Here is a 16,591-nt window from a genome sequence, read left to right as displayed (position 1 = left end):
AACAGAGAAGTTGTCGTTTTATGTTGAAGAAATGGTTGAAAGAAATGGCCCCGATGACACGAATGAGTAAGGGGGTTGCCTTGGCAGCCTGCCTGTTCTCTGGCCAGGTGTTTGCCGACATCACTGTCACCGACAGCAGAGGTGAGCACACATTGGCTGAGCCACCTCAGCGTGTGGTTGTCCTTAACTGGGATCTGGCTGAACAGGTACTGGAACTGGATGTCACGCCTGTTGGTATGCCAAATATCAGTGGCTATCAGGAATGGGTAGTTCAGCCGGCTGTACCGGCTGGGGTCGCGGATATCGGCACCCGTACTGAACCGAACCTGGAGAAAATTGCAGAGCTGAGACCGGATCTGATTCTGGCCGCCTCACCGCAAAAAGATCTGATCCCCCGCCTTGAAGCTCTGGCACCTGTGTTGTACTACGAAACCTACAGTCAGTCGCTGAACAGTGCAGAAGCTGCCATTGCGAACTTCCGCCAACTGGCCACTGTGTTCAATCAGCAAGCACTGGCTGAGCAGAAACTCACTGCCATGTCTGAACGTTTTGCTGAGCTGAAAAATCAGCTTAATCAGGCGTTTAATGGTGAGTCTCCCAGCGTGGTCGCGATGCGATTTGCCAACCAGACTTCTGTGTATATTTATGGCCAGAATTCCACCACTAACTATGCGCTTGAGCAGTTAGGTCTGACTCCGGCCATGCCTTTACCTGCCACCGAATGGGGCATTGTGCAGAAACGGCTGACCGATCTGCAAAAAGCGGGCAGCAGCTACGTGCTCTACTTCAGGCCTTTCAATGAAGAGAAGCAGTTGCAGCGTTCGGTTATCTGGAATGCCATGCCTTTTGTCCGCGCCAGGCACGTCAACAGCGTCGCTTCTGTCTGGAACTATGGCGGGGCCATGTCGATCCGCTATATCGCTGAAGCCATGGCTGACAGCCTGTTTGAGATTGCGCCGAATCAGGATGTGGTTGCTTCCGTTAAGGGCGGGCAGGACTGATTCATGACCCGCTCCTTGTCCTTCTTTCCCATACTGCTGCTGTTGTTGTCAGCCGTTGTTGCCAGTCTGCAGATTGGCTCTGATCTTTCACTGTCCCGCCAGCTTGCCATTGTCACCGGCACCCAGGCTGAAGAATTTGCCGACATCATGTTCAGCTATGCCCAGCTTCCGCGCCTGGTAATGGCACTGATGGTGGGTGCTATGCTGGGACTGGTTGGCAGTCTGATGCAACAACTGACCCAAAATGCGCTGACCTCACCGCTGACACTGGGCACCTCTTCCGGTGCCTGGCTGGCGCTGATCATCGTCAACGTCTGGTTCCCTGAGCTGGTGGGCGATCACAGTGCTCTGGCTGCCATGGCGGGCGCCATGCTGTCTCTGTTTCTGGTGATTTTCATTGCCGGCCCGAAAAACATGACGGGGCTGCCCCTGGTGCTGTCGGGCATGGTGGTGAATATTCTGCTTGGCTCAGTGGCAAGCGCGATCATTTTACTGAACGCGGAATACGCTAAAAACGTCTTTATCTGGGGCGCCGGCGATCTGACTCAGAACGGCTGGGAATCTGTGCAGTGGTTGCTGCCCCGATTGTCCGTTTCACTTCTGCTGCTGGTGTTTGCACCACGGATTCTGACCCTGATGCGTTTGGGCCATCAGGGGGCGGCAGCACGCGGTCTGAATGTCGTCCCTGCTTTTATTGTGCTGATGGCTGTCGGCTTGTGGCTGGTGGCTGCGTCCATCACCGCGGTCGGTGTGATCAGCTTTATCGGATTGCTGACGCCAAACATTGCGCGGGCACTGGGTGCCAGAACACCCAGGGTTGAGCTCACCATGAGTGCGTTGCTCGGGTCGTTGCTCTTAGTGGTGACAGATGCTGCCGCTCAGCTGCTCAGCCAGCTGACGGTCGATGCAATTCCGAGCGGCACCACGGCAGCGGCCATCGGTGCCCCGGCCCTGTTGTGGTTCAGTCGTCGCAAGATGAAAGCGCAGGATCAGGTATCGATAAAATTGCCGCCGAGCCGGGATCGTCTTGCCGCTTTGAGCCTGCCAGCCCTGATGCTGCTTGTCGCTGGCATCCTGTGCCTGACTGCGGTATTTGTCACTGATGGCCACAACTGGCATGTTGCGCTGCCAACGGCTTATCAGTGGGAACTTCGCTGGCCGAGGATGCTGACCGCACTCAGTGCCGGAGTCGGGTTAGCCATTGCGGGCACCGTGCTGCAACGGTTGATCTATAACCCGCTGGCCAGCCCGGATATTCTGGGGATCTCTGCCGGCGCAACCTTTGCTCTGGTAGGCGCCAGTGTTTTTCTGGGCATGAACATTTTTGCGGTTGGCTCTGCGCTGGCATTTGCGGGCAGTATGTTGGTGCTGGCAGTGTTGCTGATATTGGGACGCCGTCATCAGTTCGCCCCTTCCAGTCTGATTTTGATCGGGATAGCCCTGACTGCCCTGATCGACGCCTTAGTGCAATTTGCGCTGGCAAAGGGCACGCAGGACAGCTACAGCATACTGACCTGGCTGGCAGGCTCTACGTATCGGGTGACGGAAGGCAAAGCGATCTTTCTGTTTATTGGCGTGGCCACCTTGCTGGCGTTCACACTGGCCACCTCACGCTGGCTGACACTGATCTCCGCCGGCAGACAGTTTGCGGCGGCACGTGGCCTTAATGTTCAGCTGTGCAGTGCTCTGCTGCTGGGTGCCGTGGCTTTATTGTGTGCTTTGGTGACTGCGACTATGGGGCCGGTGGCGTTTGTCGGTTTGCTGGCGCCACATATGGCGGTGATGCTGGGCGCGAAACAGGCCAGAGAACAGTTGATAGTCGCGTCACTGGTTGGCGCAGCCGTGATGCTGATTGCTGACTGGGTAGGGCAGACTGTGTTGTTCCCGGCACAAATCGCGGCTGGAACTCTGGTCTCTGTGATAGGCGGCAGTTATTTTCTGTTCTTGCTGATTCGCGGCAGAAGCCGATAGCAAAACAGCCTCTCAAAATACGCAGAAAAAAAAAGCCGGGTCAGCAGTGATGCAACCCGGCTGTTTTTGCAGTCTGGTTAAGGGATTAACCTTCGATTTCCGCGTTGTGGTAAACGTTCTGCACGTCGTCGCAGTCGTTCAGCATATCAAGGAATTTTTCAAACGTGGCCACATCGTCGCCTGTGACAGGATGCATTGCCTGAGGAACGAAGGTAATTTCTTCTACTTCCATCGTCACGTCAGGCATGGCATCGGCCAGGGCGTTCTTCACTTTGAAGAATTCAGTGTGCGGCGCGAACACAGTAATCATACCGTCTTCAGCTTCGATGTCCGTCACATCTGCATCACCCATGATCAGAGCTTCCATCACAGCTTCTTCGTCATCGCCTTTGAACTGGAACACTGCCTGGTGATCGAACATGTGAGCAACAGCACCTGGAGCACCGATTTTCGCGTTGTTCTTTACAAAGCACTGGCGAACATCCATGTAGGTACGGTTGTTGTTGTCGGTCAGACAGTCAACGATTACAGAGCAGCCGCCAGGGCCAAAACCTTCGTAACGCGCCGTTGCAAAATCTTCACCGCCGCCACCGCTTGCTTTATCAATGGCTTTTTCGATCACGTGACTTGGCACCTGATCTTTTTTTGCTTTTTCCATCAGACGGCGCAGAGACAGGTTGCTGTCAGGATCTGTACCGCCATTTTTGGCACTCATGTAGATCTCTTTACCGTATTTGGAATAGACCTTGATTTTAGCGCCTTGTGTTTTAGCCATTGAGGCTTTACGAACTTCGAAACTGCGTCCCATGGGGAATCACTCTCTGTAATTGATACTTTCGATATGTAGGGGCTGATTTTATCAGCACGGTCTGTATTTAGGCTAGTGCCTAGTTTCGCATTTACCAGCAGAAACGACAATTTGCCACAATCTGACCTGTGAACACCGGCCATTTTACCTTGGTTTCCGCCCTTATAAGGCAAAGAGACTACAAAAATAACGGTTTTGGTGATTAAAAATAGTTCAGATACATAAAAAACAGGGTTTGTGGCTCAAAAAATAGACATTTGAATGGTTTGGTACTTTACAGAGTGAATTGAGCTGGTATGATTCACCGCAATTACGGAGAGATGGCTGAGTGGTTGAAAGCACCGGTCTTGAAAACCGGCATACGTTAATAGCGTATCTAGGGTTCAAATCCCTATCTCTCCGCCACTTTCAAAGAAAGCGTCTTGTAAGAGACGAGTTCTGAAGAATTGGAGCGGTAGTTCAGTTGGTTAGAATACCGGCCTGTCACGCCGGGGGTCGCGGGTTCGAGTCCCGTCCGCTCCGCCACTACACGAAACCCTGGCCGAAAGGCTGGGGTTTTTTGTATCTGAGCGCCCTGAAAGTGCTGCGCACTTTGGGTCGCGGGCCGGAATGCCGGACCATCGTGTCCCGTCAGCCCGCCACTACACGAAACCCTGGCCGAAAGGCTGGGGTTTTTTGTATCTGAGCGCCCTGAAAGTGCTGCGCACTTTGGGTCGCGGGCCGGAATGCCGGACCATCGCGTCCCGTCCGCTCTGCCACTACACGAAACCCTGGCCGAAAGGCTGGGGTTTTTTGTTATGTTTCAGATTGATATCCGCCCTGCGGTCGGACGGTTGAAAAGTGGGATGGGGTCTGTGCTGTGAGTAAGCCTCTTCAGTGCTGAAGAGGCTTGTTGCATCCGGCAGGAAGCGCCGGATTTTCTTGCGCAATGCTTTACAGCTTGAAGCGACCAACCAGCTGATCAAGTTGCTTCGACAAGGCCTGAAGCTCACCGCTGGATGCAGTGAGTTCGTTGGCGATGTCGGCAGTTTCTGAGGTTAAATGGTTGATGTCTTCAATATTGCGGTTGATTTCATGTACCACGGAGGATTGCTCTTCCGTTGCGGTTGCCACCTGAATATTTTGCTCGCTGATTTGATCGATATAAGTCGCGATCTGGGCAAGAGAGCCGGTTGCCATGTTCGCTTGCTCTGCGACATGAGAGCCTTGCTGGCGTCCCTGAGAGATAGCGTTGACGGCTCTGGTCGATTCATTCTGCAATCGGTTGATCACTTCCTGTATCTCTTCGGTCGAACCGGCAGAGCGTGAAGCCAGGGTTCTGACCTCATCGGCAACGACCGCAAAGCCGCGGCCTTGTTCACCGGCACGGGCCGCTTCAATAGCGGCATTGAGCGCCAGCAAATTGGTCTGTTCTGAAATGCTGCGTATGGTGTCGAGAATGGCGCTGATATCAGTCACCTGATGGGCCAGTGCTTCAATCACACCGGTAATCTCGCCCAAGTCGCTGCTCAGCTCGCTCATTTGCTCTCTGGATTGCTCAACCACCTGGCTGCCATCCTGGGCCTGTGTGGTGGCTTCTTTTGCGATATGAGCCGCCTGGGCAGCGTTATTGGCGATTTCATTGACTGTCGCCCCCAGCTCATTAATGGCCGTTGCCACCTGAATGGTTCTGTCTCGCTGAGTTAAGCAGTTGCTTTGTGTTGTCTGAGCTGTGGTCGCGACGGCTTGTGCTGTTTTGGCTAAGTTTCTTGAGCTTTGCGCCACTTCTTCCACAGAGCGGTGAATCTTGACGAAGAAATTATTCAGCGTCTGGCTGATGGCGTTCAGTTCATCGTTACCGTCCAGTTCAATTCTGGTGCTAAGTGCCATGTCCTGTTCAGCCGTTTTAATGGTTTGCTGAAGAATCGATACCCTTGAACGCAGGTTCTGGATAATGATGAAAGACACAAGAAAAGAGATGATCAGCGCCGCGATGATAATGATCACCAGATTGCGCTGCCCATCATTAAAACTGCTGTGGGCTTCATTATTGAATGTTTCGGCCTGGGTGAGCAGGGTATCGAGCAGGGTATTGGTGTCTTTTCGCATGATGCCGTAGTTGACAGCATACTGGGTGTAATACCGGTAGGCATCAGACAGATTGCCTTTTTCTAACGCCGCCAGCATGGGGTTGAGATCTGAGGCAATTGTTGCTTCAAAACGCTGTTGTAATTTCTGCGCTTCCCGGCGTAGTTCAGGGTTAATCTGAGCGGCGACTGACTGTTCTATGGCAGTACGCATTTCCGGAATGTCTTCGGAGCGCGTTTCATTGATCCTGGTCTGTACGCCTTTGGCGTCTTTTAAACCGTCGATTTCCTGGAACAACATCATGTCGATACCCACACGCATTCGCGGAATACGTGATGCCACTTCAGCCATAGCACGCATTGGCGTGGCGGTATTCATATAAAGCCGATCAGACTTTTGCCCTAGTTGCGACATGGTCGAATAACTGATTATGCCGACAAGTAATAACATGATGCACGGAAGCAATACCGCGAGTATCAGCTTTGTTCTTAGGGTCAGTGTATTTATTAGCATTGTTATCTCTTATTAACATATCCATAAAATGTATAGGGCGGAATAACACTGAGACGTGGGAGGTATGCCGGTGTCAGCCTGCCTTTGTAACCCGATGTGAGGGGCGCGCTGTGTTTTTCTTACCGTCAACTGTTTGACAGAAAAACGGCAGTTACGCCATTTCACATCATTCGCGTATTTATTCATTACATCAATGTCAATCTGGTTAATTGTCTGTGTGAATAAATAAAGTTGGGCTGCAAATAACACCTTTGATACCCGCAATCACTTTCAATCGGGTGAAAGTGTCATTTTTAATCAATTGATATTTGGTTTGATCTGGTTGAGGAGAGACCAGCACCTCTGAATGACAGAGGTGCTGTGTGTTCAAAGTACCGGCGGTAATGACTGCGCATTGTGGTCAAACAAATGGCAATACCCGGCACGCAGGGAAACGGCCATACTGGCGCCGTTTTTCAGGTCATGCTGCAATGCTTTTTCGCCGTCCATCATCAGGCTAAGTTTGTCTATGCTGCTGGAATAGCAGTGAATATACGACAGGGCGCCAAGGTATTCCGCCACGTTGATCTGCATATTTAACACAGTGCTGCCATCATCCATTGAGTCAGGCGTTGCAACCACTACATGCTCAGGGCGTATGCCCAGCGTGATGTGATCACCCGGATTCAGCGTGCTGCCGTCCCGTTTAATGGTGATCGAATACTGATTGGCAATAGAGACTGTGGTGCTGGACGCATCGCTGCTTTGCACTGTCACGGGAATGAAGTTCATCCTGGGGGAGCCGATAAAGCCTGCCACAAACTGGTTTGCCGGATGATAGTAGAGCTCCAGCGGTGCGCCCACCTGTTCAATGCGCCCGTCACGCAGCACGACAATTTTGTCGGCCAGCGTCATGGCTTCCACCTGATCATGGGTGACATACACCATGCTGGCAGACAGTGAACGGTGCAACTCGGTGATCTGGATACGCATATCAACCCGCAGTTCGGCATCCAGATTGGACAGTGGCTCATCAAACAGGAAAAGTTTGGGGTTACGCACTATCGCCCGGCCGATGGCGACCCGCTGTCGTTGCCCGCCCGACAGCGCTTTGGGCAGACGATCGAACAGGTGATCGAGCTTGAGCATTTTACCGGCCAGTTCGACTTTTTCTTTTATCTGTTCTTTGGGCTGTTTATCAATATTGAGCGCAAAGGCCATGTTTTCCCACACTGTCATCTGCGGGTAGAGGGCATAGGACTGAAACACCATGGCGATACCTCTGTCGGCCGGTGCTTCCCGGGTGACGTCTTCGCCATCAATAAAAATGGTGCCGGAAGAGGGCTCTTCAAGGCCCGAAATCATTCGCAGCAAAGTGGATTTACCACAACCGGACGGGCCGACAAAGGTGACAAATTCCCTGTCGTTGATTTCCAGATCGATGCCTTTCAGCACCTCGGTCTGGCCATAGTGTTTTTTGATATTTTTCAGTTGGATGTGAGCCATGGTTACTCCTTAATACCACCTTGAGTCAGACCTTGAATAAAGGCTTTTGATGCGAGTAAGAATGCGATCAGTGTGGGCGCCATCATGATGATCAGTCCGGCAAACATCATGTGCCACTGGATGGCGAATTCGTTCTGAAACTCCTGCAGGCCCAGCGTCAGCGGATATAAGCTGCGATCCTGCAAAAACAGCAGCGGGAAGAGGTACTCGTTCCAGGCACTGACAAAAGACAGCAGAGCAACCGTTGCGATGGCCGGTTTGACCAGGGGAAGCACTATTTTCCAGTAAATCTGAAAGGGCAAGGCACCATCAACCCGTGCCGCCTGCTCAATTTCCGGTGACAGGTGTTTAAAGAAGGTACTGAGAATGAACACTGCCACCGGCATCATGCTGGCCGCCTGAACCAGAATAATCCCCAGCAGGGAGTTGAGCAGATCCAGGCTTTGCACCACCACAAACAACGGTGCCATGGCCAGGCGCAGCGGCACGATCACCCCGATCATAAAGAGAATGAAAAGGGTGCGGTTGCCGCGAAACTCAACCCGGGCCAGCACAAAGGCCGCCATGGTACTGAACAGAACGGCAACAGCCACGGTTCCGACACTGATAATCAGCGAATTCATAAAATAACCGCTGAAATTAGCCATTTCCCACGCCTTCGCATAGTTATCAAACTGCCAGCTGCCCGGCAAAGCAAAGGGATCGCGAATCACCTGACCCAGGCTGCCTTTCATCGAGTTAATGAACGCGAGACCAAAGGGAATGGCAACCACCAATGCCCAGGCCAGTAACAGAAACTGCACCAGCACCTGTTCCATGGGGCGAAGTTTAAAAATCCTTTCCATAACTCGTCCTATCGGTTGCGCATATTGCGAAGCGCGAGATAAATAGTTGCCGGCAAGATCAACACGGATATCACCATACCGATAGCGGCAGCCATCCCGAGATCGGCAGTGCCGGAGCCGCCGCTGGTACCAAATGCGGTGCGGTACTGAAAGGTGCCTAATATATCGGTGGAATAATAAGGACCGGCATCCGGGCCCATCAGAATCAGCACGTACTCGGCATTATTGAAGACATCCACCATGGTCAGAATGGTAATCAACACGAAGGCGGGCGCCAGCACAGGAAAGACCACATGACGGATACATTGCCAGCGACTGGCACCGTCCAGTACTGCCGCTTCCAGCAAATCAGCCCGCACACCCAAAATGGCCGAGAGAATCAGCATGATGGAGAAGCCAAGCTTCTGCCAGGACTGAAACAGGGCAATGGTTGGCAACGCGGTATCGGCTTCACCCAGAAACATCAGCGGCGAGCTGATCAGATCCCAGTGCATCATCAGCTGATTTAACGGACCGCGTACATCAACGATTAGTTGCCCCAGAAAAGCAACGGCCACCGCAGCCAGCGGATAAGGCATGAAAAACAGCAATTTATAGGCTGATTTTCCGGCCGTGTTCCAGCTCAGCAACAGCGCAAAGCTTGTGCCTAATACCAGAAAAAGGCTGATACAAATGGCAAAAAATACAAAGGTCTGCTGAAACGCATTCCAGAGCTGGCCGCTCATGTACTCATCGGTGAGCAACTTAGTGAAGTTATCGAAGCCGACAAAGGTTGCCGGCCCAATTCCCGGCCAGTCAAAGAAAGACAACACCAGTGTGCCGATTAAAGGTAACAGGTTAAAAATGCCATATAACAGACAGCCGGGGATCAGCAGCAGGGCGTACTGGAGTTTCTCTTTTTGCCGGAAACTCAAACCTTGTGCTTTCTTAACATCGCTGCGCAGCAGCTCAGCAGACAGATCGTCTGAACAGTCATCAGGGCTAGGGGCGTGTGGCATAACGACTCCGTTTAGGGGAATGGCCTGCCAGCGCAGGCCAACAGAAAAGGGTTACAGATTCTTCGCTTTAAAACCGTTTTCGATTTCCTGCGTCAGACCCTTGGCATCGACTTTGCCTGCCAGAAACTTCTGGTAAGCCGGACCGACGATTTCCTCATACTGCACGTTAAAAGGCCCTTTCCAGGTCAGGTAAGGCTGGGCATGCTGTGACACGAAGCTGGCTGCTTCGGCCTGATATTTCCCCTGGTAGCGGATGCCCTCGGCATAGGTCGACAGCTCGCCGACATGATCGGCAAACAGCTGGGCAAATGCTTTGGTGGCAGTAAAGGCCAGCAGTTTGTCAGCGGCTTCGCGTTTGCTACTGTTGGCATTGACCAGATAGGCGCCGTCTGCAAAGGCATACACTTTTCCACCGTGTCCCGGAATGGGCATCAGGCCTAGCTCTACACTGGGATCGGTCTGCGCTATGGTCGAAAGTGGCGAGGTGGACCACAAACCATCAATGATCATGGCAGAATCACCCAGTGCGATATTGGCTCTCATACCGTTATAGTCCTGTGCTGCTGCCGATGGATTAATGTACGGCTGCCAGCTGGCGAACGTGTCGGCCACCTGCTGATAACTGTCTGCAGTAAAGGGAGACTGACGGCTGGCAACCTGTTTCATGTCTTCCCCCGAAACACCGGCCTCCAGCCCGGCACTCATCATCGCCAATGCCCAGCCGGCGCGGCCCGGAACTTCCAGCGGGATTACCTGATTGTCTTTCAGCGTTTTCATCACAGCAACGAACTGCTCGGGGGTTTCTGGTTCGCTGAGGTTCAGTCGGTTGAAAATGGCCTTGTTGTAAATAATCTGAACCGTCTGGACCGCGAAGGGTACGCCATACACCTTGCCGTCAGAACCGGTGGCGGCGACCAGGGTAGCCGGTGAAATGCCACTGATATCAACCGTGGCGGGCAGAGGCGTGATCACGCCGGCATTGGCGTACTGATCGATAAATGAAGCGCCGGGACGCCCCTGGAACAAGTCAGGCCCGTTGTCACTCTGCAAGCCCAACCGTAAACGGGAGTTGTAATCGACGCCCTTGAACACTTCCACCCTGATGTTGACATCATCCATGGCTTTCGAGACCGCCTCCCACAACGGACGCTCCTGTTTGCGCCAGGTCCAGAGCGTGAGCGTTTCTTCCGCGAATGCAGACATGGGGGTGGCCACCAACAAGCCCAGCAGGGCAGAGATTGCGGTAATTCCTGTCTTACGTTTCATATCGCCTTCCTTATGATATTTAGTTTCGATTGGAAACTAAGTAAAAATGTAGAGAAATTAACCGTGGATGCAAGGATCAAAATCACAATTATGTTAACAAGCAAATAACAAATTTGAGGAGGGCAGGGAATACATGGTCAGGTTAACAGAGTGAGAAATAAGCTTAATTAAGCCTTGAATTCAGCACAGGGATTGATTAACAATAATTTCAAGATACTAAGTTTTCATTGGAAACTAAATGATTGGAAAGGCACCAAACATCAAACAGGTTAACACCTCACGCGTGATAGACGTTTTGTGGCGATGCCAGAACATTTCCCGCATTGATATCGCAGACCGGCTGGGGCTGGATAAGTCCACGATTACCAAAATTGTCAGTTCGCTGGCAGATAAACAACTGATTACTGAAGTGTCCAACCGCAACGGCCCGCCCCAGAGCGGACGGCCAAAGGTGTCTTTGCAACTGAACAAGCAACTCGGCGTCCTGGTTGGCATAGAGTTAACCGACAGCCAGATCAACCTGTCAGTGCTCAATCTGGCCTGTCAGATTCTGTATCGCAAGATAGTCAGCTATCACCCCGGCACGCAACCCCTTGAGCAGTTGGGGGATGTGCTGGCGCCTGTGCTTAATGATGTAGAAAGCCGATGGGGTAAGGTATTGGCAATCGGGCTGGGAATGCCGGGTCTGGTCAGGCCGGATACCGGCGTCGTTTCTGTTTCCAGCGCATTCGAAATCTCTGAGCCAGTCGCACTGGCAGAGAGGCTCTCGGCACAACTGGGCTACCCTGTGTACTGTGATAACGACGCCAACTGTGCAGCCTGGGGTCAGGTGATGCTGTCCCGGCCACAGGGCAGCGATAACCTGTTGTACGTGTTGTTTACTTCACATCACCGTGATGACGACAGCCGGCATTTGGGCATAGGGCTGGGGTTCGTACTGAACGGTCAGCTGTTTTACGGTGATGACTGTCTGTCCGGCCAGTTCGATGTCGAGCCCGGCCCGCACCAGAGCCCGGTGAGCGAGCCTGAGATACTGGCACAGTTTGTTGAGAAGTTAGCCACCTTAGGCCGGCTGCTCAATGTGCACCAGATAGTTTTTGGTGGCGAGGTTGAACCTTATGTCAGGGATATAGAACGGCTGATTCACGCCAATCTAGCGGCATATAAAGGTCATCAGACCTGGCAGCCTGTCACAGAGATCTCGACACTGGGCACACAAGCCGTGTCAGCGGGCGCTGCCGCACTGGCGTGGAGTAAAATCACCTCGGCAGATCTGGTGCTGTTCGACGTTTTAGACGCCCAGCCTATTTCACAGTAAGGACGTAACATGACCCCGGATTTCAGTCTGCTATTTCCGCAGCCAGCAAACCTTGAGCTGGAGAGCCGTGACGCGCCAACCAACTATAGCGCTTTACGGCCCTTGATCCCTGTCAAACTGGCGCAGGTGATTGACTCGCCGAGCGTGAACTATCGGCAAGACGACAATCTGCCCGGGCAGGGCTTTGTGATCCGGGTATCCGCCAGTGGTATTGAAATCGCCATGGCAGACGAACCTGGCCGTTTGTATGCGCACCAGTGTCTGGCTCAGCTCATTGAGCTCTGTCATGGTCAGGTACCATCGCTGACCATTGGTGACCAGCCGGCGTTTGCCAAACGCGGGATCATTCTTGATATCAGCCGCGACAAAGTGCCGACCATGGCGACGCTGTTTCAGCTGGTGGATTTCTGGTCAGCATTGCGAATCAATCAGTTACAGCTTTACACAGAACATACGTTTGCCTATCCGCAGCACCAGAGCGTCTGGCAGGACTATTCGCCGATGACAGCCGAAGAGATCCGGACGCTGGATAGCTACTGCCAGGAGCGGGGCATCGAGCTGATCCCCAATCAGGCAACGTTCGGGCATATGGAAAAATGGTTGTGTCATCCGCATTACCGGCATCTCGCTGAGCAGACGAGCGGCTTTTATGATCATCGGGGCGACTTCCGGCCGGAGTCTTTTGGCCTGAATCCATTAAGTGACGCCGTCACTGATTTTGTTGCCGACTTGCTCGACACTCTGTTGCCGAACTTCACGTCCGATACCCTGAATCTGAATTTTGATGAGACCATGGATCTCGGCGCAGGAGCCAGCCAGCAGGCCTGCGAGCAGCAGGGCAAAGGGCAGGTTTACCTCAATTACCTCAAGACAGTGCTGGGTCTTGCCCATGCGCGGGGAAAATCCTGCCAGATTTTCAGTGACATGCTGTTTCAGTACCCGGACATTTTGCCTCATCTGCCTGACGATCTGGAATTGCTGAACTGGGGATATGAAGAAGATCATCCCTACGATGACGAGCACAGGCAACTGGCTGAGTTTGGCTACCCGTTTCAGGTGGTGGTCTCGACCAACACCTTTGCCTCTGTGGCAGGCCGGGGACAGGCCTCCAGAGTGCATATGCGGCGGGCCGCTGAATCGGCCCTGAAATACGGCGCCTGCGGTTATCAGATTTCCGAATGGGGCGACATGGGCCACGCGCAGCAACATTTCACCGCCTTATCCGGCTACGTGTTCGGCGCCGCCATGGCCTGGGATCCTCAGCGTCATGAAAACGTGGACGCCGGGCTATTAGTGCGTACTCACTTCGGAAAAGTCTACGCGCAGGCCATGCCTTTGATTGATCGCCTGCAGGATGCCTATCTCACCAGCGGCGTGACCACGCCGAACTGCGCCTTTTATGGCCCGTTCGTGTTTGACCAGCGCTCAGGCCGCCATATCCGCCGTGCTGAGATCGCCAGCGCCGAGCAGATTGCCGCTGCCATCGACGACTTATCCGGCCTGAAAGCCGACATCGCTGGGCTGCCCACTTCCGCACTGCAAGCCGAACTGTTCTGGACAGTCGATTGCATGCTGCTCGCCAGCCAGATCGCACTGAGCTATGCCAACGCCGGGCACCGTGATCTCACTGCTTTACCGCCGCAAGACAAAGCCCGCATGCTGGACAAACTCGCCCCGGTCGAACAGGCCTACGCCGATTTGTGGCTCCAGCACTACCGTCCCGGTGGCCTGAAGCAGAGCGCTTCGCGGTTGGGGTATTTGCGGGGGTTGTGTGGAGATAAAGCAGTGGAATGAGCTATATCGTACTGTGCAATGAATGAGCTATTCTTGCTGTCAAAACTTGGTAGAATTTTGTTAACCGAATAAATGTTGTCAGAACAATAACCTATATTTAGAGTGTTCCCCGTAAGCACGGGGATGAACCGCGATAACCGGGGCGAATTTCCAGTGTCGGCGCGTGTTCCCCGTAAGCACGGGGATGAACCGCTTTCAGATTGCCAGCGACAGTTTTTGCAGTGTGTTCCCCGTAAGCACGGGGATGAACCGAAGATGATGCCCATTCCTGACGGTTTGGATGTGTGTTCCCCGTAAGCACGGGGAGTCTATCATGCGTAATAAAAGTATCATGAAAGGCTTTTTATTCGTTAAAGTGTAAATTTATACGCGTTAATTGTGGTTGCTGCCATTTATGTATAAACTTTTACTCATTAAGGGTAAATCTGGGTGGCTCAATGGAAGAACTGACGATACAGGCGTTTATCAATCAAGCATGGGTTGATGCAGCAATCATCGCCTTTCCTGCCAGTGGTGAAGGCAATTTCCGCGTGACCGAGCTCAATTACCTGAGTGATTATGCATTTCAGTATCACGAGACTGATGATGTACATGCGGTTTCCATCAATCACCCGGTCTCATTTTTCTTCGATGACCTGGGGCAACCCGGCTGGCTAACCTTTATTGATGACATCATGCCGAGCGGGGCAAGCCGAAGGTATTGGGTCAAATATCTGGATATTGAAGATCTGAGCTTTCAGGAACAAAACTATATTCTGTTTAAATTCGGCACCATGTCGCCCGTTGGTAACTGGCGGGTAAAGGACTCGCTGCCAGAGCGCTCTGAGGTATCGGATTCACTGTATTTCTCTCGTGAGGACGTGCTCAATCGTGCGGGCGACTTTCTGGATTATGCCCAGCAACGGGGCGCTGCTGCCGGTGGTGCGACGGGCGCCGGTGGTGAAGCACCCAAATTACTCTTACGGTGTGCAAAGGGTGAAGACAAGATATGGATTGATACCTTTCAGGATGATACGGCCAATCAGGATCGACACTATCTGGTTAAATACCCAAGGGGGGCCAGAACCACCGTCGACTGCAATATCTTGCGCGCCGAGTATCATTATTACCATGAACTGACGGAGATGGGATTTGAGACAATTCCGATTGAGGATATGCGTTTGGAAGAAGGGTTAAACTACCCTTCTCTTTGGTTGCCAAGGTTTGATATCCGGTTTAATGAAGCGCAGCAGATAGAGCGTTTGGGAATGGAATCTGTGTATTCAATCTTAGGCAAAGGGGCGGGTGTCACCCTTGACCATGAAGAGACGATCAGATCTCTGATTCACAAAATTTCCCAAAGCAACATGGTGAACGTTCAGGGGTATGCGTTTAACGCTCAGGCTTTTGTGATTGAGTGGGTCAAGCGAGACCTGCTGAATATATTATTTGGTAACAGTGACAACCATGGCAGAAACACGTCCTTTGTGAAGGGCAAGGGCTCAATTCAACTTGCGCCGATCTACGACTTTGCGCCGATGAAAGCGGATCCGGAAGGCGTTGCGAGAACCACAAAATGGCGAGCACCCTTGGAAGTGGGCGGCACTTACGACTTTATTGGCATCGCTGAATCGCTCTCCGATCTTGTGCCGAGCGATGTATTACTTGACGCGCTCAGAACCACTGCAAACCAATGTCTCGATCTGAAAAAGCGGCTGACACAGCGCGGAGTCCCTGAACAAATCCTGACCATGCCTGCGATTGGCTTAGATTTCATCCCCCAAAAGCTCGCGAAGTGGGGGTTGCAATGAGACAACAAGTGAGAGCTAGCGAATGAGCAAGCACCAAAACGCAAAAGAATCCGTCACAGACGCCGTTGCTCGTCTGCGGGCCAGACGTCAGCCAACGCAATCTGAGGCCAGCGGGAAAACGTTGGATAAGGCAAAAGGGAGCACCGCGAAACAACCGGCCGCTGCGAAAAGAGCCTCAAGAAACGGGCCATCACTCAGCGCACAAGCGCGGCAAAAGAGGATCAGTCAAATCACACAACAGCTGCTGGCGGGTGAGTTGACTCAGGGGCAGGCACTCAAAGCGCTCCGGGTCAGTGTGCTCGGCCTAAAACAGGAGGCGTATGCAAATCTGGTTGATGTGTCGAGAAAAACACTCTCCGAAATAGAAAATGATCGGGGCAGTTATACCACGGATATTCTGAATAAAGTTTTCAAACCATTTGGGCTGAAAGTGGGGTTGATTCCGTTATCCCCCGGCGCCTTGAGGGCGCTCATGTCTGGACAGTGAAATCAGGCATGATAATTATTACTTTGTAAACTGATGTGCAAGCCCTGAGCTAAGATGGCTTGTATCCATGGGGCAATGACTCAGAAATAGACAACGAAAGGTTTGATGGATTTCAAAATCTGGTAGCATTTTGAGTCTCAATAAAATTCTTATAGAACAGTAAGATAATTTTAGAGTGTTCCCCGTACATACGGGGATGAACCGACCATGCCGCCATCCTCACTGCCCCAAGCTGAGTGTTCCCCGTA

General features: G+C 52.5%; 12 protein-coding genes, 2 tRNA genes and 1 CRISPR repeat array (1 of these 15 running past the window's edge). Of the genes, 8 read left to right on the top strand and 6 right to left on the bottom strand.

The window, feature by feature from the left end; all coding sequences use genetic code 11:
* Positions 1-20 precede the first annotated feature (20 nt).
* Together D6M16_RS13890 and fhuB are read left to right on the top strand one after the other, a co-directional pair.
* Entirely contained in the window at positions 21-1,001 is a 981-nt protein-coding gene (locus D6M16_RS13890) for an iron-siderophore ABC transporter substrate-binding protein (protein WP_420812249.1), read from the top strand.
* 3 nt (positions 1,002-1,004) lie between these two features.
* Positions 1,005-2,972: a Fe(3+)-hydroxamate ABC transporter permease FhuB gene (gene fhuB / locus D6M16_RS13885; RefSeq protein WP_120512461.1), complete on the top strand. Its 1,968-nt coding sequence runs from the start codon at positions 1,005-1,007 to the stop codon at positions 2,970-2,972.
* A gap of 85 nt (positions 2,973-3,057) precedes the next feature.
* Here fhuB and D6M16_RS13880 read toward each other — a convergent pair whose 3' ends face one another.
* Positions 3,058-3,780, bottom strand: coding sequence for a YebC/PmpR family DNA-binding transcriptional regulator (locus D6M16_RS13880; RefSeq protein WP_027251202.1), 723 nt, complete (start codon positions 3,778-3,780; stop codon positions 3,058-3,060).
* A gap of 314 nt (positions 3,781-4,094) precedes the next feature.
* Between D6M16_RS13880 and D6M16_RS13875 the strand changes: the two genes are divergently transcribed.
* Both D6M16_RS13875 and D6M16_RS13870 read left to right on the top strand, forming a co-directional pair.
* Positions 4,095-4,185 (top strand) — tRNA-Ser (locus tag D6M16_RS13875).
* Between the two features lie 43 nt (positions 4,186-4,228).
* Positions 4,229-4,305: transfer RNA gene (locus tag D6M16_RS13870), tRNA-Asp, on the top strand.
* 408 nt (positions 4,306-4,713) lie between these two features.
* On the opposite strand, the gene D6M16_RS13865 is transcribed toward D6M16_RS13870, so the two are convergent.
* The 5 genes from D6M16_RS13865 to D6M16_RS13845 all read right to left on the bottom strand — a co-directional run bounded on the left by D6M16_RS13865 (position 4,714) and on the right by D6M16_RS13845 (position 10,954).
* The gene (locus D6M16_RS13865) at positions 4,714-6,360 is read right to left on the bottom strand and encodes a methyl-accepting chemotaxis protein (protein ID WP_120512460.1); all 1,647 of its coding nucleotides are present in this window, start codon (positions 6,358-6,360) and stop codon (positions 4,714-4,716) included.
* A gap of 366 nt (positions 6,361-6,726) precedes the next feature.
* On the bottom strand, positions 6,727-7,845 hold the full coding sequence (locus D6M16_RS13860) for an ABC transporter ATP-binding protein (RefSeq protein ID WP_120512459.1): 1,119 nt from the start codon (positions 7,843-7,845) through the stop codon (positions 6,727-6,729).
* Between the two features lie 2 nt (positions 7,846-7,847).
* Complete coding sequence (locus D6M16_RS13855; protein WP_120512458.1) at positions 7,848-8,690, bottom strand: carbohydrate ABC transporter permease; 843 nt, start codon at positions 8,688-8,690, stop codon at positions 7,848-7,850.
* 8 nt (positions 8,691-8,698) lie between these two features.
* The gene (locus D6M16_RS13850; protein WP_120512457.1) at positions 8,699-9,688 is read right to left on the bottom strand and encodes a carbohydrate ABC transporter permease; all 990 of its coding nucleotides are present in this window, start codon (positions 9,686-9,688) and stop codon (positions 8,699-8,701) included.
* A 51-nt stretch (positions 9,689-9,739) separates the two neighbouring features.
* Positions 9,740-10,954 (bottom strand): ABC transporter substrate-binding protein, encoded by a 1,215-nt coding sequence (locus D6M16_RS13845; RefSeq protein ID WP_120512456.1) that lies wholly within the window; start codon positions 10,952-10,954, stop codon positions 9,740-9,742.
* 238 nt (positions 10,955-11,192) lie between these two features.
* Here D6M16_RS13845 and D6M16_RS13840 point away from each other — a divergent pair, with 238 nt between their 5' ends.
* The 4 genes from D6M16_RS13840 to D6M16_RS13825 all read left to right on the top strand — a co-directional run bounded on the left by D6M16_RS13840 (position 11,193) and on the right by D6M16_RS13825 (position 16,343).
* On the top strand, positions 11,193-12,272 hold the full coding sequence (locus tag D6M16_RS13840; protein WP_120512455.1) for an ROK family transcriptional regulator: 1,080 nt from the start codon (positions 11,193-11,195) through the stop codon (positions 12,270-12,272).
* Positions 12,273-12,281: 9 nt separating this feature from the next.
* Positions 12,282-14,066 (top strand): family 20 glycosylhydrolase, encoded by a 1,785-nt coding sequence (locus D6M16_RS13835; RefSeq protein ID WP_120512454.1) that lies wholly within the window; start codon positions 12,282-12,284, stop codon positions 14,064-14,066.
* Positions 14,067-14,503: 437 nt separating this feature from the next.
* Positions 14,504-15,856 (top strand): type II toxin-antitoxin system HipA family toxin, encoded by a 1,353-nt coding sequence (locus D6M16_RS13830; protein ID WP_120512453.1) that lies wholly within the window; start codon positions 14,504-14,506, stop codon positions 15,854-15,856.
* A 22-nt stretch (positions 15,857-15,878) separates the two neighbouring features.
* Positions 15,879-16,343, top strand: a complete 465-nt coding sequence (locus tag D6M16_RS13825) for a helix-turn-helix transcriptional regulator (RefSeq protein WP_120512452.1) — start codon at positions 15,879-15,881, stop codon at positions 16,341-16,343.
* A gap of 174 nt (positions 16,344-16,517) precedes the next feature.
* Positions 16,518-16,591: a CRISPR direct-repeat array (repeat unit 30 nt); it runs 445 nt beyond the window's last position.

The organism is Photobacterium salinisoli (genome assembly GCF_003614885.1).
Lineage (GTDB): Bacteria > Pseudomonadota > Gammaproteobacteria > Enterobacterales > Vibrionaceae > Photobacterium > Photobacterium salinisoli.
The sequence above is the reverse complement of the archived record's forward strand: the minus strand, read 5'-3'. Positions and strand labels throughout refer to the sequence as shown.